Here is a 19,341-nt window from a genome sequence, read left to right as displayed (position 1 = left end):
CCGCAGCAAACACCTTGATGAATGGCGTAATTAGCGGGACTTGCAGGATTGTTGCCGCACGTTTGCACAACTACACTCGCTGTGCCTTGCGCGCCTTGACGCTGCCGGGGCCGCGCCGTAGCCTTGGCGCGCACATTATTTTCATAATATTTTTTGCTAGGGATCGCCTCATGCTGCGCAAACTTTCACTGGCTCTTGCCGTGTCTTGTGCGTCCAACGCAATGGCCTGGGCAGCAGAAGCGCCCTTGTCGACCAAGACCGATCTGGTCAGCGTCTATCAGGAAGCGGTCGACAACAACGCCGATCTGGCCGCCGCCCGCGCCCAGTACGGTGCACAGAAAGAAGTGGTGCCACAGGCCCGCGCCGGCTTGCTGCCCAACTTGTCTGGTGGCGCCGAAGTGGCGGACGTGCGTACCTCGATCGACCAGCCTTCAGCCATTGCCAATCGCAGCGCGCATTCCTATCAGGCGACCCTGGCCCAGCCATTGTTCCGCGCTGATCGCTGGTTCCAGTACCAGGCCGCCAAGGACGTCAACGAACAGGCCGCCCTGCAACTCTCGGCCACCGAGCAGAACCTGATCCTGCAATCGGCGGAAAGCTACTTCAACGTGCTGCGCAGTCAGGACAACCTGGCTTCGACCAAGGCTGAAGAGGCCGCGTTCAAGCGTCAGCTCGATCAGTCCAACGAGCGTTTCGATGTCGGCCTGTCGGACAAGACCGATGTCCTGCAATCGCAGGCCAGTTACGACACCGCGCGCGCCAACCGGATCGTCGCTCAGCGTCAGGTGGATGATGCGTTTGAAGCGCTGATCACCCTGACCAACCGTCAGTACAACTCGATTCAGGGCATCGTCCACACACTGCCGATCCTGCCGCCGACGCCAAACGACGCCAAGGCCTGGGTCGACACCGCAGGCAAACAGAACCTCAATCTGCTGGCGAGCAACTTTGCGGTCAGCTCCGCCGAACAGACCCTCAAACAGCGCAAGGCCGGTCACCTGCCGACCCTCGATGCCGTGGCCAAATACGAAAAGGGTGACAACGACGCCCTCGGCTTCGCCAACCCGAACGCCTTCGGTACTCCGTACGGTGGCAACGTCGAGCAAAGCACCCTGGCCCTGCAACTGAACATTCCGATCTACAGCGGCGGGTTGACCAGTTCGCAAGTGCGCCAGTCCTATGCGCAGCTGGATCAGAGTGAGCAACAGCGCGAATCCCTGCGCCGGCAAGTGGTGGAAAACACCCGCAACCTGCATCGCGCGGTGAACACCGATGTCGAGCAGGTGCAGGCGCGCCGCCAGTCGATCATCTCCAACCAGAGTGCGGTGGAAGCCACGGAAATCGGTTATCAGGTGGGTACGCGCAACATCGTCGACGTGCTCGATGCGCAGCGTCAGCTGTACACCTCGGTGCGCAACTACAACAACACCCGCTACGACTACATCCTCGACAACCTGCGTTTGAAGCAGGCAGCGGGAACGTTGAATCCGGGTGACTTGCAGGACCTGGCGCGCTATCTGAAGCCCGACTACAACCCGGACAAGGACTTCCTCCCGCCGGATCTGGCCAAGGCAGCCGAAGCACAGCTCAAGGCGCGCCCGTAAACAGCAAACAAGATACCTGTGGCGAGGGAGCTTGCTCCCGCTCGGCTGCGCAGCAGTCGTAAACCTGGCAACTCGATGTATCAGGGCTTGGGGCAGCTGCGCTGCCCAACGGGAGCAAGCTCCCTCGCCACAGGGGTTGAGTGCAAATCAGCGAATCAACCTGCCCAGCCCATCCAGCAACCGCTGCAACGCCCCCTGATTACGGCGCATCACCGCCAGCCCGGCCTCGGCCATGCGTTGCGCATCGCGGGGTAATTCGAACAGCCGCTGCACTGCCACCGCCAGCCCTTCGGCGTCATCCACTTCGGCCAACGCCCCGGCTTCGCGCAATTGCGCGGCGATGTCGAGGAAGTTGAACAGGTGCGGGCCACTGATCACCGGTTTGGCCAGTGCCGCCGGCTCCAGCAGATTGTGCCCACCGTTCGGCACCAGGCTGCCGCCAACAAAAGCGCTGTCAGCCAACGCGTAGAGAAACAGCAACTCGCCCATGGTGTCGCCGAGCAGCACTGAAGTGTTCGCCTCGACATTGGCACCACTCGAACGGCGCACCGTGGCAAAGCCTTCACGCTGGCACAACTCGAACACCGAGTTGAAACGTTCGGGATGACGCGGCACCAGAATCAGCAGCGCATTCGGGTAGTTCGCCAGCAGCCGACGATGGGCGTCGAGCACGACCTCGTCTTCGCCTTCGTGGGTGCTGGCGGCGATCCATACCGGGCGCTCCAGCGCTTGCCACTGTCCGCGCAGCTCAGCGGCACGTTGCAGCAGTTGCGGGTCGATGGTCAGATCGAACTTGATCGAGCCAGTGACCTCGACCGTCTGCGGGCGCGCGCCAAGATCGCGGAACCGTTGGGCTTCGGCTTCGGTCTGCACCGCAAAAAAACTCATCTCCGCAAGCATCGGCGCGGTCAGTTTGCTGAAGCGGCCATAACCTTTGGCCGAGCGCTCGGACAATCGCCCGTTGGCCAATGCCACTGGAATCCCGCGTTTGGCGCACTGATGAATGTGGTTGGGCCACAGTTCGGTTTCCATGATCACCGCCAGTTTCGGTTTGGCGTGATCAAGAAAACGCGCCGCTGCGCACGGCAAGTCATAGGGCAGATAGCAATGCTGGATGCGCGGCTCGTTGGAGAACAGCGCCTGAATCCGTTCCGATCCGGTCGGGGTCATGCAGGTCACGGTGATCGGCAGCTGTGGATAACGTTGCAGCAAGGCGCGAATCATCGGCGCAGCGGCGATGCTTTCGCCCACCGACACCGCGTGCACCCAGATCCCGCCGGGTTGCAGTGGTGGCATCCCGTAGGAGAAGCGCTCGCCAATTCGTTTGGCATACGCCGGGGCCTTGCGCGAGCGCAGCCACAGCCGAATCGCCACCAATGGCAGCCCCAGGTAAAACAGCGCGGTGTAGAGAGTTCTATTCATGGCGGCGGAGTTTATCGACTTTTGTCGCCAATCGCCCGCAAGTGCACGGCAAAACGTTCGGCCAGCCAGCGCGCCGCAGGCCCCAGGGGTTCATCCCGGCGCCAGACCAGTTCCACCACCAAGGCCGGCGGGGTCCATTCGCTGTCCAGTTCAACCATCAAACCCTGATAGGCCGAGTACTGCACCACATGCCGGGGCAGCCACGCCCAACCGAGATCGCGCACCAGCCATTCGGCCATCACATAGAAACTGTCGGCGCGCCACACTTGCGGGCTGGCCGGTTCGTTGCCGGGGTAGACGCTGGTTTGCGTCGACATCAGCAATTGCCGATGCTGCGCCAGTTGCTGGCAGGTGACGTAGGACTGCGTCGCCAGCGGATGGTTGATCCCGCAGACGGTGACCATTTCCACCCGGCCCAGTACCCGTCGTTCCAGCGCTTCGGGGATTTCATCGTGATAGAACAGCAGGCCCAGATCGGCGCGACGCTCGACCAGTTTGCGTGCGACTTCACCCTGGGCGGCGCTGGTCAGTTGCACTTCGAGACTGGGAAATTGCTCGGCCAGCGCATCGAAGCTTTCTACCAGTGCCTGATAGGGCATGGCTTCATCCTGCGCCACGCGCAACTGCGCTTCCTGGCCGCGCATCATTGCCATCGCCCGACCGTTCAGACGCGCGCATTGGCGCAACACTTCGCGCGCCTCTTCGAGCAGTGCTTCCCCCGCTTCGGTGAGCCGGGGCTGGCGACCACTGCTACGCTCGAACAGGCTGACACCCAAATCGTCCTCCAACATGGCGATGGCGCTGCTGATCGCCGACTGCGCCTTGCGCTGCTGGCGCGCCACGGCGGAGAACGAGCGTTGCTCGGCGACGCTGACGAAGGCGCGCAGTTGATCGAGATTCCACTGGGTATTCATGCTGCAGCCCATCTTTAAAACAGATAGGTAATGACTTTACCCCATCTGGCGAGCGACTAGAATGCCGCCTCAGCAAGCAACGTTTTACATGAGGATCTACACATGAACGCCTACGCCTTCCTGGCTATCGCCATCTGCGCCGAAGTGATCGCCACCGTTTCGATGAAAGCGGTCAAAGGCTTGAGCACCCCGCTGCCGCTGATTCTGGTCATCGTCGGCTACGGGATCGCTTTCTGGATGCTGACTCTGGTGGTGCGCACTGTGCCGGTGGGTGTTGCCTACGCCGTGTGGGCCGGTATGGGCATCGTGATGGTCAGCGTCGCGGCGCTGTTCATTTATGGGCAGAAGCTGGATGTGCCGGCGATGCTCGGAATGGCGTTGATCGTGCTCGGTGTGGTGGTCATCCAGCTGTTCTCGAAAACTGCCGGTCATTAATTTGAAGTAACGCAAATTCCTGTGGGAGCGGGCTTGCTCGCGAATGCGGTTTATCAGACAACATTTCTGTTAACTGACATACCGTATTCGCGAGCAAGCCCGCTCCCACATCTGGTTTTGCATCTGCCCTGTTGATCATCGACAAATCCCCCGCTTTCCCGAGTCTGTATACTGCGCCCTCGTCTTGAACACTGAGGTCGCTGCATGCCATCCGTTATTTCCACCGACGTTCTGATTGTCGGCGCTGGTGTCGCCGGCCTCTGGCTGAATGCGCGTCTGCGCCGCCAGGGTTTTTCGACCGTGCTGGTGGAAAGCGCCAGCCTCGGCGGCGGGCAGAGTGTGAAGTCCCAGGGCATCATCCACGGCGGCGCCAAGTATGCGTTGCACGGTGCGCTGACCGGTGCCTCGGAAGCCATCGCCGACATGCCGCGCCGCTGGCGTGAAGCGCTGGCCGGCAACGGCGAGCTGGATCTGTCCGGCGTGCGCCTGCTGTCCGAAGCGCATTACCTGTGGTCGCCCGGCACCCTCGCCGGCAACCTCACCAGTTTCTTCGCGAGCAAAGCCGTGCGTGGCCGGGTCGATCAGGTCAAGGGCGAGCAACTGCCGCCGGCCCTGCAAGACAAACGCTTCAAGGGCAAGGTCTACCGCCTCGCCGAGTTGGTGGTCGACGTGCCAAGCCTGATTCAGCGCCTGGCCGATCTGGCCGGTGACGGTCTGCTCGCCGGACAAACCATCGAGCCGCTGCTGGAAGCGGGTGTACTGGTCGGCCTGAAGGTCGACGGCCGCGAGATTCGCGCCCAGCGCATCGTCCTCAGTGCCGGTGCCGGTACCGCCCGATTGCTGGAAGACTTGGGCCTGACCCAACCGGCAATGCAGCGTCGGCCGCTGCACATGATCATCGCCAAGGGCCCGAGCCTGAAGCCGTTGTACGCCCATTGTCTGGGCGGTGGCACCAAGCCGCGCATCACCGTCACCACTCACCCGGCCGCTGATGGCAACTGGGTCTGGTATCTGGGCGGCGACATTGCCGAAAGCGATGGCGTGGCCCGCGAGCCGGCCGAGCAGATCGCCACCGCGCAGAAAGAACTCGGCCAGTTGCTGCCATGGATCGACCTGAGCCAGGTGCAATGGGCGACCTTGCGCGTGGATCGCGCCGAGCCGCTGCAAACTGGCTTGAGCCGTCCGGACAACGCCTTCCTCGCCGAGCAGGGTCGCCTGCTGGTGGGCTGGCCGACCAAACTGGCACTGGCGCCAGACTTCGCCGACCGCGTTATTGCCTCGCTGCAGCGCGACGGCATCCAGCCGCAACCGACCGAGCCGTTGCCGGCATTGCCAAAACCACCGATGGGCGTACCGGCCTGGGAGCAATTGTTGCCATGAGCGTCCCTACCCTGCACGAACTGCATCGCCCACTGGGCAGCACCGGTCTGATGGTTTCACCGCTGGGCCTGGGCACGGTCAAACTCGGCCGCGACCAAGGGGTGAAATACCCCAACGGCTTCCAGATCCCCGACGATGACGCGGCACGCATGCTGCTCAATCAGGCCAAAGGGCTGGGCATCAACCTGATCGACACCGCGCCGGCCTACGGGCGCAGCGAAGAACGCCTCGGCCCGCTGTTGCGCGGCCAGCGGCAGGACTGGGTGATCGTCAGCAAGGTCGGCGAAGAGTTTGCCGACGGCCTGTCGCGCCATGACTTCAGCGCCGCACACACACGGATGTCGGTCGAGCGCAGCCTGCAACGTCTTGAAACCGATTTTATCGACCTGGTGCTGGTGCACTCCGACGGCAACGACATGGCCATCCTTGAGGACGAAGAGGTCTACGCCACCCTCGCCGCACTCAAGGCCGAGGGCAAGATTCGCGGCTTCGGCTTCTCCGGCAAAACGGTCGAGGGCGGACTCAAGGCGCTGGAGCAAGGGGACTGCGCGATGGTCACCTACAATCTGAACGAACAGAACGAGAAGGCAGTCATTGACTATGCTGCTGCCCACGGCAAAGCCATTCTGGTGAAAAAAGCCCTGGCCAGCGGCCATGTGTGCCTGAGTCCGGGCGTGGATCCGGTGCGCGCCAGCTTCGAGTTGTTGTTCCAACAGCCCGGTGTGGCCAGTGCTATTGTCGGGACGATCAATCCGCTGCACCTCGCCCATAACGTTGCGACCGTTGCCCAGGTCCTTCGTGGTCACTGACGCCGCCCCGCGGCCTTAAGCAGGAGCCGACATGCCGCGCACGCTCATCAGAAAGAACCCGAGCAACTTCAAGACACTGCCGCTGTTCGTCGAGGCCACGCCCGAAGGCCTGACATATCAGAGCGTCGGCATGCCGCTGAATTTCGCCCAGACCCTGCAACGGCGCAAACCGGTGAGCGTGGCGGATGCCGAGCGCTTCGCGGTGGAGCTGGCCAACCTCGGGGTCTCGGTGCGCCTGACCCTGCATTGGCAGAATCGCGATTACTGGGTGCTGGTGCGCCAGCGTCGGCAGGATCGTGGCGATGTGGTGCTCAAGCTGATTTCCGGTTACGTGCCCGCTCAAGAACTGAACATCCCGTTGCACACGGCGATTCAGGAAATCGCCGAAGAGTGTCTGCTGGAAACCCCGGAAGGCTGGCTCGGCGGACGCTTCAACGACACCTGGCTACCCGCACCCTACTCGTCCGCCCTGCATTATCGAGAGGCCCTGCCATTTCGCCTGACGCCACACTCCGGTTCGGCGCGGCCGGTGCGCTGCGCCAATCTGCAATTGCTCGAACGGCCGCGGGCCTACGTGCATCTCCCAACCGCATCGCTGCAACTGATCTATGACTTGCGCCTGGAGGTGCCCAAGGAAGTCAAATCCTTGAGCCTGTTTCACGTCGATGAGCGACTGGAAGGCGATCAGCTTGTCGCGCGACTGGACCGCAAGCGCCCCGATCTGTACCTGATGCCGTTGCAGGACGGCGAACCGCTGGCCGAGCTGTATACCTTGAAGAAAGGTCAGCTGTCTCCGGCAGGCACACGCGGTCTGTATCTGGCCGAAAGCTTTGCCAGACAGGATGGCTGGCTGGTGCGTGACGAGCGGATTCGCTGGAAAGACTGGCTCGTGGCGCAGGGGCTGGCGACGCCAAAAGCACCCCGCACCAGTCTCAGACAATTGAGCCTCAAGGCACTGAAGCTGGTCGGTCTGGTTAAACGTCGCCAGAGCAAATAGCGTTTAGCGTCGACGGTCCATGAACGTGCGCAACGTGGCGAACCAGTGAAAGTAGCGATTCTCGCGTTTGCCCATGCCCCGCTTGGGCGAAAACGACTCCTCGGCAAACGCACCATTGATCCGCACGCGTGACGCCTGGGTCGGCAGCGTGCAGACCCTGGCATCTGCCCGCTGCATGGCAAACTTGAGCAGACGCTCGGAATGCAGCTTCCTGCCCGTCTCCTTGCAGAAGTCGAAGATGCGCTCGATTCTTTTGCCATATGCCCTGTAAGTGTCGCGCCCACAGACGGCAAAGCGGTCGTTCAGCCCGCCCCACCACTGCCAGTCAGGTATGTAGACGTTATGTCGACGGGCATCGGGCTGATTGAACATGTAGGCCGGCAACGGCGTGTGAAAGAAATTGTCCGGGCGCACGAACACCACGAAATCCGGATTGAACGCCTCAATCATCGTGGTCACGGTGTGCAGCGAATTGAGCTGATAAATCAGGTTGCGCAGCGAGGCGTAGTCGTCATTCCAAGTGTCGCCGAGGGTTTTTACCCGTTCGAAATCCCAGCGCTCCAGCACGCCGTCGGTAGCGGTGATGCCGCCCTTCATCGACTCGAAAGGCCGATAGTTGTCAGCCGCAAGCTCACCCTGCTCGCCGGACCTTGCGTTGCTGACCTCGCCAACCTGATACAGATGGTAGAAACACTGCACATTGCAGTCGGCTGGCAATTGCGCCAGAACGTTTTGCTCGATGGAAGGGAAACAGATGTCCGAGTTCCTTGGAATCCCGAAAAACGCCACCGCAATGTTCAACACTCGACCACACCTTTTATAAGTAAAACCAACCGCGAGCCCGCTCCGCGAATGTCGCATTGTTTAGCGACGGCGGAACCACCGCTGCCACCAGGGACGCGGCAACAGCGGCACGGTGATCACGTCTGATTGCAGCAGCCATTGCCGCTCATAGTCCCAGGCATGGCCGCTCCACAGTTTGCCCGCTTCGTTGGAGAAACCGAGCGTCATGAGCTGGTAGTTGTAATCGCCCTGCCCGCGCAACCAGTCCAGCAGCACCAGCGCATTGAATCCCGTGGACGGCCCTACAAAGCGCTTGCCGCCTGGACGCTCCACCGGATAATTCCACAAGGGCGGCAGCGGAATACGCTCCCAGAAAAGGGCGACGCCCGGGATCGGACACATCGCCCCAGTGGCGCCCACCAGCAGGGTGAAACACCGTCCACCCTGCTCGATCAGCCGCTGCACCTCCGGGCCGGGAGGGAGGCCGAAGAAGTAGGCGTCCGGCGCATTGAAACCATGAACAAACAGGTTGACGCTCTGCGGGTTGAGCAAAGACGCTTTGACGCAGGTATTGAAACTGACCACCACATCATTGGCGTTGATGGCCAATCGGTCGACGTCGGCCTGGGTGATGGCTGGGTTGTTGGCAATAAGTAGCACCCGTGGTGCTCGACGCAGACAGTCGATCAAGGCGTGCGGCAATGCCTGAGTCACTGATTGATGACCGCCTGGCAGTGCATCCAGCGCCATGGGCGCAACGGTTCGTGGCGCTTGATGCTCCATCATTTAACCCGGCACCTTCATCCCATAGCGTAACTTGACCCATAGCCGCGAAAATGCCGAGGGTGGTTGCCACGGACGCATTTCGCGCTGGATTTCGGCAGCGAGGGTGCGCCCGACACGGGCAAAGGAGTAGCGGTCTTCGGCAAATGCCTGACCATTGCGGGCAATGCGATCGGCGAGCTGCGGATTGCTTTGCAGGAGCCGGATCTTCTCCACGGCCTCGTCTTCGCTGCGATAGAACACCGTGTTGTGCATGTCCTCGAAGCCCAGCAGACGGTCCTCTTCTCCCTGACTCCACGCCAGCAGCACACAACCGCACGCCATTGCCTCGAAGTTCTTGATCATGAACTCATTCATGCCGATGTCGGCACTGACGAAGATCCTGATGCGATTGAGCGTTTCCAGGTATTCAGCGCCGGAATTGGTGCGTGTCACCAGCAACCCGGTGCGCTGCGAAAGCGATTCCAGCAGTGCTTTGCGCAGTGCGTACTCGGTGCTTTTCAGACTGCCGAGAAAACCCAGTGGAATGTCGCGCTCGGTGCCGGTATTACGCAGCATCTGCTCGTCATAGCCCTTGGATACAAACACCGTATCAATGCCTTCAGCCTGCATCTTGCGGGCGACCACCGCCCCGGACACCAACGCCCGGCACGCGGGAAGTCGCTTGTACAGCCGTGAATACACACCGCGGTACTTACTCTCGGGCATGTAGTTCTGGTACGCGTCGTGTTCGAGGAAGATCAGGCCGGGAATGCATTTGAGCACCCGCAACTGACGCACGACGCGTTTGACTCGCGTGAAAATCACAACACGATCGAAAGTCTGATACTCCACAGATGCCAGGAACGGTCCCAGGTTCATCTGCTGCTGCTTGCTCAAACGGTAGACGACGCATTCATCGCAGTTCTGCTGCACGATTTCGTACAACCGGTCCAGAATGACTCGCTGCTCGTCCATAACCAGGAGCATGACTTTCATAAATTAAATTACCGGGTGACAAAAGCTGGCGCGCGCAACGGTATTTGGCCCCAGCTTTGATGGAACGAATGAATCCCCATGACAACGTGCGCTCCCGCACGGTTCAAAACACTCATGACTCTTCACATCAACGACTGCGAATCTTTTCGACAATCGCCGTAGTCGAACTGTTTTCCACCAGCCCGAGTACTTTTACGGTGCCGCCGTAAGCGCTCACGATATCGGCACCGACCACTTGGTCGATTCCGTAATCCCCACCTTTGACCAGTACGTCCGGCTTGACCTCGCGCAACAGGTTTTCCGGGGTACCTTCCGGGAAGCTGATAACCCAGTCGACGGCGCCCAGACCAGCGAGTACCGCCATGCGCCGGTCAACGCTGTTGATCGGTCGCCCAGGCCCTTTCAGCCGGCTGACCGAGGCGTCATCGTTGACTGCTACGATCAGGCGATCGCCCTGAGCCCGCGCCTGCTCCAGATAAGTCACGTGACCCGCATGGAGAATATCGAAACACCCGTTGGTAAAGACGATTTTCTCGTTATGCGCCCGAGCGTCGTCGACTGCCAGCAGCAACTGTTCAATACCCAGTACACCGCGTTCGGAACCTTCTTCGCGCTGAATCGCGCGGCGCAACTCCGGCGCACTGATCGCCGCCGTACCCAGTTTGCCAACGACAATACCCGCCGCCAGGTTGGCCAGCGCGACTGCGTGAGGCAGCTCTTCACCGGCAGCAATCGCCGCCGCCAGGGTGGAAATCACCGTATCACCAGCGCCGGTCACATCGAACACCTCACGGGCGCGAGCCGGCAAGTGTAGCGCCGGATGATCAGGGCGCAACAATGTCATCCCGTGCTCACCACGGGTCACCAGAAGTGCACCTAACTCCAGGTCGTGCATCAGGGCTGCGCCCTTGCTCACCAGTTCGTGCTCATCGGCGCAACCGCCGACGATGGCTTCGAATTCGCTGAGGTTCGGCGTGATCAGACTGGCGCCACGGTAGATCGAAAAATCCTTGCCCTTGGGATCGGCCAGCACCGGAATGCCTTTGGCACGAGCCGCCTGAATCAAGGCCTGATGATTCTTCAGCGCGCCTTTGCCGTAGTCCGACAGCACCAGCACCTTGATGCCTTCGAGCAGATCATCGACCTGCGAAGCCAAGGCCAGCGCATCGGTTGCAAACGGTTCTTCGAAGTCGATACGCAGCAATTGCTGGTGCCGGCTCATGACCCGCAGCTTGACGATGGTCGGCTGATGCGCAATGCGCTGGAACAGGGCACGCACGCCCGCGCCCTTGAGACTGTTGCTCAGGCTGTCGGCGGCTTCGTCATCACCGGTCACACCGACCAGTGACGCCGGCGCGCCCAGCGCGGCAATGTTCAAGGCAACGTTGGCAGCACCGCCCGGGCGGTCTTCGATTTGCTCGACTTTTACGACCGGAACCGGTGCCTCAGGGGAAATCCGTGAGGTTCCACCATGCCAGTAACGGTCGAGCATGACATCGCCGACCACCAAGACTGGGGCTTGATCGAATCGCGGCATGGACAACTTCATGGAGCAACCCACATACAAAATGAACAGGGGCGCGATATTAACACAGGGTTGGCGCAGGCTTGTGTGCAGGCTGCAACAGTATGAAACAGCTATAGGCCTTGCTGGCTCTTTTGAACACTTGCCAGCCCTCGACAAGCGTCAAAGTTCTTCGAGGAACCCAAGTCAGCGCGGCGGCGGAATTTATTCGGTCTGGACAAGGAAGATGAAGATCTCGATACCAGATAAAACGGGAGACCAGTATTCCGGGCAAAGCCCCGAACAATGATCTCCCGCCAGATTTGCAGTGGGTTCAGGCGATATCTTCGGCCGGAGCGTCGAGCCCCATGGCGTTCAGACGAGCGTAATAACCGTTTTGTGCCAGCAGTTCGTCGTGGGTGCCGCGTTCGACGATTCGCCCCTGATCCATGACCAGAATCAGATCGGCTTTCTCGATGGTCGAGAGACGGTGCGCAATCACCAGTGTGGTGCGCCCCTTCATCACTTGGTCCAGTGCCGCCTGAATGTGCCGCTCGGATTCGGTGTCGAGTGCCGAGGTGGCTTCGTCGAGAATCAGCAGCGGCGCGTTTTTGAGCAGTGCACGGGCAATAGCCAGACGCTGGCGCTGACCACCGGACAGCAGCACGCCGTTCTCGCCGACCTGAGTGTCGAGGCCTTCGGGCAGTTGCGATATGAAATCCATCGCGTAGGCATCACGCGCGGCTTTCTCGATGTCTTCGCGCGGCGCACCAGCCAGATCGCCATAGGCAATGTTGTTGGCCACGGTGTCGCTGAACAACGTCACGTGCTGCGTGACCTGGGCAATATGACGGCGCAGGTTCAGCAACTTGTACTGTTCGACTTCCACACCATCGATAAGGATTTCGCCTTTGTTGTGGTGGTAGAAGCGAGGAATCAGGTTGGCCAACGTCGACTTGCCGCTGCCCGAACGACCGACCAGTGCCACCATCTGCCCGGGCTGGACCGAGAAGCTGATGTCGTCCAGCACCTGACGTTCGGTGCCAGGATAGGTGAAGCTCAGATTGCGCACATCCAGGCGACCGGTGACCGAGTCGCGCTCGACGGTACCGGTATCGACTTCCGGCTCGACATCCAGTTGTTCGAAGATGCTCTCGGCACCGGCCACGCCTTTCTGGATGGTCGAGCTGACTTCGGACAATTGACGAATCGGCTTGGGCAACAGGCCCGCGAGGGTAATGTAGGCAACCATGTCACCGGCCGAAGCATCGCCGCGCAAATAGAGCACGAGGAACATCAACACGGCCATCGCGGTGTAGATCACCAGTTGCAGCATCGGCGTGTAGATGGCACCGGTGCGGGTCATGCGCAGTTGCTTGTCGGTGTTGCTCTGGCTGGCCTTGAGGAAGCGTTTTTCCTCGTAGACTTCGCCGCCGAAGCTGCGTACCACACGGTAACCCTGGATGGTTTCCGAGGCCACGTGCGTGACGTCACCCATCGCCAGCTGGATTTTCTTGCTTTGCTTGCGGAATTTCTTGCTCGCAGTGCGCACCATCACGGCGATCAGCGGCAGGATCGCCACCATCACCAGGGTCAGCTTCCAGTTCATGAACAGCAGCGAGGCAAACAGGAAGATCACCGTCATGCCTTCACGGATTACGACCTTGATCGCATCGGTTGCCGCCCCCGTGACCATGGTCACGTTGAAAGTGATGCGCGAAATCAGGTGACCGGAGTTATGTTTGTCGAAGTAGCGGTTGGGCAGCACGAGCAGGTTGTTGAACAATTGCACCCGCAAGTCATGCACCAGGCCGAGGGAAACCTTGGCCAGAAAATAGTTGCCCAGATAAGATCCCAGCCCCTGCCAGGCGGCGATCAGGATGATCAGCAGCGGCACGGCCTGCAGCAGTTGCAGGTCACGCAGGTACGGCACGGAGGGGAACAGCACCGCTTCAGGGTTGGACAGGCCGTCGACAAAATACTTGAGGATGTAGCCAAGCATCGGCTGGGTCGAAGCGAAAATCAGAAAGCCGACGATGCTGATCAGGAACAGACTGATGTAAGGCCGGACATAGCCGAGCAGGCGGAAGTAGATTTTCAAGCTCGATGGGCTTGCGGCGGGACTGGAGTCGGTCATATCACGCGAAAGTCGATAAAAAGGACGCTGACTTTAGCACAGCTTCTTCTGGGTTCTGGCAATCGGCGAAAGGCTGTTATTGTTAAGCATCTTTTTCAGCATTAAATAGCCATCACTCGAATGGTCGATCAACTTCAGGATTGAATCTCACAGCATGCAACTTCGCAGCTTCAGCAGTACGTCCAATCGAATCTTCGATTTCATTTGCCTTTGGATTCTTCCAGTTGGCTATCTTTTGCTCCTGTGCGCATTGTTCTTTTTGCCCGGACGCAGCTCACTGCACAAAATCTATTACGGCCTGTTCAGCATTCCAGCGCTGTTTGCGCTGTGCCTGCGCCCAAGGGAGCTGAAGGAACTGCTGCGCGAGCCCATCATCATTGCCGTCCTCATATTCGTCGCCTGGGCGCTGCTCAGTGTGATCTGGGGCCCCGAAGGCGAATCCTTCGGCGGCACAATCAAACCGCCGCTGCACACGTTGATGCTGTTTGCCGGGAGCTATCTGCTGGTGCGCTATCGCAGCGACATCCTGCAACCCTTGATGTTCGCCGCCGCACTGGTCGCACTGATTGCGACGATCTTTTTTCTGTTCACGTTCGCCCGGGAGTATGCACCGGGCATGCGCCTGATCGGTGGCGGCGCGTTCGATAACCCGCTGCTCAGCTCGCACTTGTTCGGGTTCTTCTGCACTTACTGGCTGGCCGTGACCATGACCTGCAAGCGCCGCCAGTTAATGTGGCTGAGCGTTCCGGCGATGGCGATCATGTTCATGGCGGTGATCGGCACCGGCTCCCGCACCCCGCTGGTCGCCCTGACCCTGGCAGCGTTGTGGCTGTGCTTCATCTGCTGGAATCGGCGTTCGCTGGGCATGCTGGGGGCGCTGCTGGTCAGCGGTGTTGCCGTGGTGACCGTGTTCTCACACATGATCCTGGAACGTGGCGATTCCTTCCGGCTCGAAATCTGGCAAAAAGTGCTGCACATGATTGCCGAGCATCCGTGGATCGGTCATGGCTACAGCGCCGAACTGAGCGTCGATCCAGGCATCGGGGTGAACTTTGAGGAGCCGCACAGTTTTGTCCTGGGCGTTCTTTATTACGTCGGCATCCTCGGCTTGCTGCCCTGGCTGTTCTTTCTGGCCTGGGGGCTGCTGAGCAGTTGGCGTCAGCGTGTGCAGCCGCTGCTGATCCTTGCTTCGACCTGGCTGGTGTTCGGCATCGGTGCCGGCCTGACCGAAGGGGGCGGGATCATCTCGCGGCCCAAGGAACACTGGTTCCTGCTGTGGATCCCACTGGCCCTGATCGCCGCCTTGAGCATCAACCAGCGCGCGCGGCGCCTGCTGACATTGCCCGTGCAGACACTCTCGGCAACCGAGCTTCAGCGGCTGGGTGCGGACGCCCAAGTGATCGAAGAGGATGGCCTGGGGCCCAAGGTCCTGCGCCTGAATGACGGCACCTTTCTCAAGCTGTTCCGACGCCGGCGCTGGTACACCTCAGGCAGTTTCAACCCGTACTCCGAACGCTTCGCCGTCAATAGCGAACAGTTGCGCCAGAGGGGGATTCCCACCCCGCAGGTACTCAATCTGTATCGACTGGAGGACCGCAGCAGCGCTGTGCACTACGCGCCATTGCCGGGGCATACCCTGCGCCAGGTACTGCAGAGCATCACCGCGCCGGCCGTTCGCCAGGCATTGGTGGAACGCTTCGGCAGGTTCATGGCACAACTGCATGACAAGGGCGTGTACTTCCGCTCCCTGCATCTGGGCAACGTGCTGGTGCTGGAGGACGGAGAGTTCGGCTTGATCGATCTGGCGGACCTGTACGTCTACCCGAGCGCCTTGAGCAACTCGCTACGCCAGCGCAATTTACGCCACATGCAACGCTACACCGTGGACAAGCGCTGGTTGTTCGAGGATCACCTCGATGCGCTGCTGGCGGGCTATGCCGTGACGGCATCGTCATCCGCTGTGGATAAATTGCGCAGGCAAGTACTGGCCGGCGACCCAGCGACCCCTGCACTGAAATAGTCGTTGGCTGGTCGTATTCCGAACAGCCGAACACGACCTAAGCCGCTCGCCAATGGCGAGCGGCGAGGCTCAGCTTTTTTCCAGGGGAGAAAAGTACATCCGCGCCAGACCGCGCCAGGTTTTCTTGTTCCAGGCCTTGAACGGAATCTGCGCCAGCAGCTCTCTGGCGAATTGGCGATCGCGGTTGGAGACTTTGAGGAACATCGAGCTGAGAAACCGGTAGCGCACGAAGTCGTACAGCGGATGCTCGCTGAACAATGCGTAGGTGCGCAGGATGTTTTCAGTCATGAAGCGGTTGTTCTTGTACGAGTTGGTGGCGTGCTTGCGGTAGCGCGCCATCACCACATTCAAACCGTCGATGAAGTACCCGGCGTGGGTCACCTTCAGCTCGATGTACAGGTCTTCAAGACGAATCGTCGGATCAAACCCCCCGACCTTGTCCAGCGCTTCGCGTCGAATCATCAGCGTCGGCGCTGGCGGATACGGCTTGCGCTCCAGGAACATGTCATCGAAATCGAGGCGGCGAAAAGGCACATCGCGACGCTGACGCTTTTCTGGATAAAGGCTACCGTCAGCGTGCATCAGCTCGATATTGCCGGCACAGATTCCGACCTCGGGCTTGCCGTCCATGTGTGCAACCTGAATGGCGATCCGCTCCGGATACATGATGTCGTCGGAGCCGAACGGCACAATCAGGCTGCCCTTTGCACGGGCGATAGCGCCGTTGAGGGTATTGGTCAGGCCCTGATTCTGTTGCACACGAAAATCGAAACCGTACTGCGCCTGCAACGCGCTGATGCGCTCGACGCTGTCGTCCTTCGAACCGTCATCGATCACCAGCAGCTCAATGTTCTTGTAGCTCTGGTTGAGGACGCTGAGGATGCTTTCCTCAATGTACGGACCGTGGTTGTACGAGGCGATGATCACGGTGACGAGAGCGTTGGCTTCGCTCATGGCTCTTTCTTCGCTCAAGGCTTTCTCTACGCTCACGGCTGTTCCTTGCGGGCCTGTTCGAGGCCAGAGTCGATCAGGTCCAGGTATTCCTGACGGAACACCTCGATGTCGTGTTGTTCCTGCAGATAGCGGTAGGCCTGTTCGCCCTTGGCCTTGAGTTCATCGTCCGACAGCGCGAGATAGGTATCCAGCGCGGCGACCAGACTCGGTACATCCTTGGGCGTGACCGCCAGACCACCGGCACCTTCGATCAGCGGCAACATCGCCGGCACGTTCGAGGCAATCACCGGCAGGTGCCCGCTCATGCCTTCAAGCAACGCCAGGCCCAGACCTTCAGCCAGCGATGGCATGGTCCAGATGTCGAACGCGCGCACGTATTGCAGAGCGTTTTCCTTGAAGCCCAGCAGGTGTGCTCGACCGCTCAGGCCCAGTTGCTCAATCTCGGTCGCCAGCGGCGCTTGCAGGCGTCCGGCACCGATGATTGCCAGTTGAGTGTTCGGGTATTTGTCCTTCAGTGCGGCGAAGGCCTGCAACAGATAGGTGTGACCCTTGACCGACACCAGCCGCCCCAATGCGCCGATCAATCGGACATTCGGGTCGAGCCCCAACAACTCGCGAGCTTTTTCGCGGCTGTGTTGCAAGCCCTCGGCCTGCTCGATATCAATCGCGTTGGTAATGGCGTAAGTGTTCTGGTCGGTGAAGCCGCAGTCGCAATCGAGCAGGTACTGTTTGACCGCCGGCGACACACCGACGAAGCGCCAGTGCCGATCGATCAGGCGCTGGGTCTGCCGACGCCGGTAGAAGCGATCATATTCGCCGAAACCGTGGGAGATGCCAATGCACAGCGGCACCTTCAACCAGCGGTTGAGCGCGAGCATCATGTTCACCGGTTTGAAGCGATTGCAGATCACCACGTCGAACTTTTCCCGGCGACAGAACTTGTACAACTGCCACATCGCCCGCAGGCGCATGCCCTTGAGCGACTTGTCGGAAAACTCGAAGTACACCGAATGGTCGGCGCGGCTCACCGGCTCGCCCGGCCCCGGTTTGCCGCGCAGGAAAGCGGCGGTGATCTCATAGCGCTCGCTCGGCAATGCCTTGACGATCTGCTCGGCGAGGTCGGCAAAGTCATGGGCTTTGACGTTGTAGTCGGGTTGCAGCTGCAACACCTTGAACCGTTGACTCATGACTCTCCCCGCTGGACGCCTGTCTCACCGTGCTGCAGAAGCCAGAACAACTCCTGGCGCCTGACGGCTTTTCGAAAAAATTCGTTTTCGCCGTATACCGACGCGGCCCGACCGGCCAACACGCGCTGGATCACCCGGCGCAGGCGACGCTTGAACGGTGCCGGCGGCTGCAAGTCATGCATCATGCCCAGCGCCATGGCCTTGTCGCGTTGCAACTCGATGGACAGCGGCAGGCACAGCGGCTGCATCGGTACTGCCGAATCGAAGGCCGGCGGCAAAGCGATGCCCTGCCCGGTGTTGCCCATCGGCCAGCGGTCGTTGTCATGCAGATGGTTGGCGTAGCCGAGCAGCGTCGGCTGCCAGTCGAGACCGTGCAGCGCCTGCAACACCGCTTGCTGGGCGCAGAGGTGATCGGGATGCGGATCGAGGGTCGGATGCGGCAGCACGATCACCTCCGGACGTGCGCGCAGCAGCACTTCACGCAGGTCGGCCAGCAGGTTGTTCCAGGTCGGCGCGCCATCGGCATCTCCGGGCAAGGTGAACGGATTCAACTGGCGAAACAATCGCGTGTCGTTCAGCTCGGCTTCGCGCGACCCCACTGCCTGATTCGGCGCAGCCTGCATCGCTGCCAGTTGCAGGCAGAAGTAACCGAGCTGCACGCAATGTTCCTGCGGCACCCCGGCCCAACGCGGTACGGCGAGGCTGTCCCAGGCGCGCAGCCGGCCCTTGAGCCGTGCCGCCTCGACCTTGCTCATGCCCATCTGTTGATAGTGTTCGGCTTCGATCTCGCCAGCGGTCAGGGTGACAATCCAGGCTTCGTCGGCCTGGCTGTACAAGCCATAAGCCGCCAGTTCGGCATCGTCGGCGTGCGGGGCAATCACCATCACCCGCTGACGGCGGTAATCCGGCTGCTCCAGCGCCCACAGCACCGGCTCGCCGGACACCCGGCAGAAGCGCCCGCGCAAGCGCAACTGACCTTGCGCCAAGGCTTGAGCCTGACCGCTGAGGTTCAGGTAACGCAGGCCATTGACCCCGCGCTCGAAGGTTTGTGCATCAGGATGCGTCCCGCCGAGCAGTTCGACGCGTGGATCGAGAAAACGTCCCAGCCAAGTGCTTTTGACCTTTATCGCAAGGATCAACGTCGCGTCGTCGACCAGCATCACGCCCTCGTCCAGACGCAATTGCTCGCCGCTCAAATGCACCTTCGGCTGCGGTGTGAACGGCGGAAAGCTGTATTGGTAATCGTCTTTCGGCGAATAGAACAGGTGATCGGCAAACCACGCCTCATGGGCGACCCAGCCAATTACCGCGAGCACCAGCGGCAACCACCACTTCACCAGCACGCCAAGCGCGATCAACACGACCAGGGCGATCAACAAGGTGATGCGTTTATTGCGACGATGACGCTTGAGCAGTTGCTGTTTACGGCTCATG

16 protein-coding genes are annotated in these 19,341 nt (G+C 60.5%); 6 read left to right on the top strand and 10 right to left on the bottom strand.

Features of this window, described 5'->3' with window-relative positions; genetic code table 11:
* Positions 1-170: 170 nt before the first annotated feature.
* The gene (locus tag LCH64_RS07575; protein ID WP_003221054.1) at positions 171-1,604 is read left to right on the top strand and encodes a TolC family outer membrane protein; all 1,434 of its coding nucleotides are present in this window, start codon (positions 171-173) and stop codon (positions 1,602-1,604) included.
* A 147-nt stretch (positions 1,605-1,751) separates the two neighbouring features.
* On the opposite strand, the gene waaA is transcribed toward LCH64_RS07575, so the two are convergent.
* Positions 1,752-3,026 (bottom strand): lipid IV(A) 3-deoxy-D-manno-octulosonic acid transferase, encoded by a 1,275-nt coding sequence (gene waaA / locus LCH64_RS07570; RefSeq protein WP_103522585.1) that lies wholly within the window; start codon positions 3,024-3,026, stop codon positions 1,752-1,754.
* A gap of 11 nt (positions 3,027-3,037) precedes the next feature.
* A complete protein-coding gene (locus tag LCH64_RS07565; protein ID WP_045122268.1) occupies positions 3,038-3,940 on the bottom strand; it encodes a LysR family transcriptional regulator in 903 nt (300 codons plus the stop codon).
* 102 nt (positions 3,941-4,042) lie between these two features.
* Here LCH64_RS07565 and LCH64_RS07560 point away from each other — a divergent pair, with 102 nt between their 5' ends.
* From LCH64_RS07560 to LCH64_RS07545, 4 genes are all read left to right on the top strand, one after another.
* Positions 4,043-4,375: a multidrug efflux SMR transporter gene (locus LCH64_RS07560; protein ID WP_003221050.1), complete on the top strand. Its 333-nt coding sequence runs from the start codon at positions 4,043-4,045 to the stop codon at positions 4,373-4,375.
* A 204-nt stretch (positions 4,376-4,579) separates the two neighbouring features.
* Complete coding sequence (locus LCH64_RS07555) at positions 4,580-5,755, top strand: FAD-dependent oxidoreductase (RefSeq protein WP_226499885.1); 1,176 nt, start codon at positions 4,580-4,582, stop codon at positions 5,753-5,755.
* Complete coding sequence (locus tag LCH64_RS07550) at positions 5,752-6,564, top strand: aldo/keto reductase (protein WP_226499884.1); 813 nt, start codon at positions 5,752-5,754, stop codon at positions 6,562-6,564. Before LCH64_RS07555 ends, LCH64_RS07550 begins: the two co-directional genes overlap by 4 nt.
* Positions 6,565-6,595: 31 nt before the next feature.
* On the top strand, positions 6,596-7,561 hold the full coding sequence (locus tag LCH64_RS07545) for a metal ABC transporter ATPase (RefSeq protein ID WP_103485534.1): 966 nt from the start codon (positions 6,596-6,598) through the stop codon (positions 7,559-7,561).
* A gap of 3 nt (positions 7,562-7,564) precedes the next feature.
* Here LCH64_RS07545 and LCH64_RS07540 read toward each other — a convergent pair whose 3' ends face one another.
* The 5 genes from LCH64_RS07540 to msbA all read right to left on the bottom strand — a co-directional run bounded on the left by LCH64_RS07540 (position 7,565) and on the right by msbA (position 13,746).
* Complete coding sequence (locus LCH64_RS07540; RefSeq protein WP_103521892.1) at positions 7,565-8,365, bottom strand: hypothetical protein; 801 nt, start codon at positions 8,363-8,365, stop codon at positions 7,565-7,567.
* Positions 8,366-8,425: 60 nt separating this feature from the next.
* Positions 8,426-9,127 (bottom strand): hypothetical protein, encoded by a 702-nt coding sequence (locus LCH64_RS07535; RefSeq protein WP_226499982.1) that lies wholly within the window; start codon positions 9,125-9,127, stop codon positions 8,426-8,428.
* Between the two features lie 3 nt (positions 9,128-9,130).
* Positions 9,131-10,105 (bottom strand): glycosyltransferase, encoded by a 975-nt coding sequence (locus LCH64_RS07530; RefSeq protein ID WP_226499883.1) that lies wholly within the window; start codon positions 10,103-10,105, stop codon positions 9,131-9,133.
* Between the two features lie 127 nt (positions 10,106-10,232).
* The gene (gene hldE / locus LCH64_RS07525; protein WP_103485537.1) at positions 10,233-11,654 is read right to left on the bottom strand and encodes a bifunctional D-glycero-beta-D-manno-heptose-7-phosphate kinase/D-glycero-beta-D-manno-heptose 1-phosphate adenylyltransferase HldE; all 1,422 of its coding nucleotides are present in this window, start codon (positions 11,652-11,654) and stop codon (positions 10,233-10,235) included.
* 289 nt (positions 11,655-11,943) lie between these two features.
* A complete protein-coding gene (gene msbA, locus LCH64_RS07520) occupies positions 11,944-13,746 on the bottom strand; it encodes a lipid A export permease/ATP-binding protein MsbA (protein WP_103485539.1) in 1,803 nt (600 codons plus the stop codon).
* A 154-nt stretch (positions 13,747-13,900) separates the two neighbouring features.
* On the opposite strand from msbA, the gene LCH64_RS07515 reads away from it, so the two are divergent.
* Positions 13,901-15,766 carry an O-antigen ligase family protein gene (locus LCH64_RS07515; RefSeq protein WP_226499882.1) on the top strand — a complete coding sequence of 622 codons (1,866 nt, stop codon included), beginning with the start codon at positions 13,901-13,903 and terminating at the stop codon, positions 15,764-15,766.
* 69 nt (positions 15,767-15,835) lie between these two features.
* Here the strand turns inward: LCH64_RS07515 and LCH64_RS07510 are convergent, their stop codons facing one another.
* Genes LCH64_RS07510 through LCH64_RS07500 form a run of 3 tightly spaced genes read right to left on the bottom strand, consistent with a single transcriptional unit; the run spans position 15,836 to position 19,340 of the window.
* The gene (locus tag LCH64_RS07510; protein WP_226499981.1) at positions 15,836-16,720 is read right to left on the bottom strand and encodes a glycosyltransferase; all 885 of its coding nucleotides are present in this window, start codon (positions 16,718-16,720) and stop codon (positions 15,836-15,838) included.
* A gap of 32 nt (positions 16,721-16,752) precedes the next feature.
* The gene (locus tag LCH64_RS07505; protein ID WP_226499881.1) at positions 16,753-17,907 is read right to left on the bottom strand and encodes a glycosyltransferase family 4 protein; all 1,155 of its coding nucleotides are present in this window, start codon (positions 17,905-17,907) and stop codon (positions 16,753-16,755) included.
* Complete coding sequence (locus LCH64_RS07500) at positions 17,904-19,340, bottom strand: PIG-L family deacetylase (RefSeq protein ID WP_226499880.1); 1,437 nt, start codon at positions 19,338-19,340, stop codon at positions 17,904-17,906. The genes LCH64_RS07505 and LCH64_RS07500 overlap by 4 nt, the downstream gene beginning before the upstream one ends.
* Position 19,341: the final 1 nt, after the last annotated feature.

Source organism: Pseudomonas sp. MWU16-30322 (assembly GCF_020515535.1).
In the GTDB taxonomy this organism is placed as follows: domain Bacteria; phylum Pseudomonadota; class Gammaproteobacteria; order Pseudomonadales; family Pseudomonadaceae; genus Aquipseudomonas; species Aquipseudomonas fluorescens_H.
The sequence above is the reverse complement of the archived record's forward strand: the minus strand, read 5'-3'. Positions and strand labels throughout refer to the sequence as shown.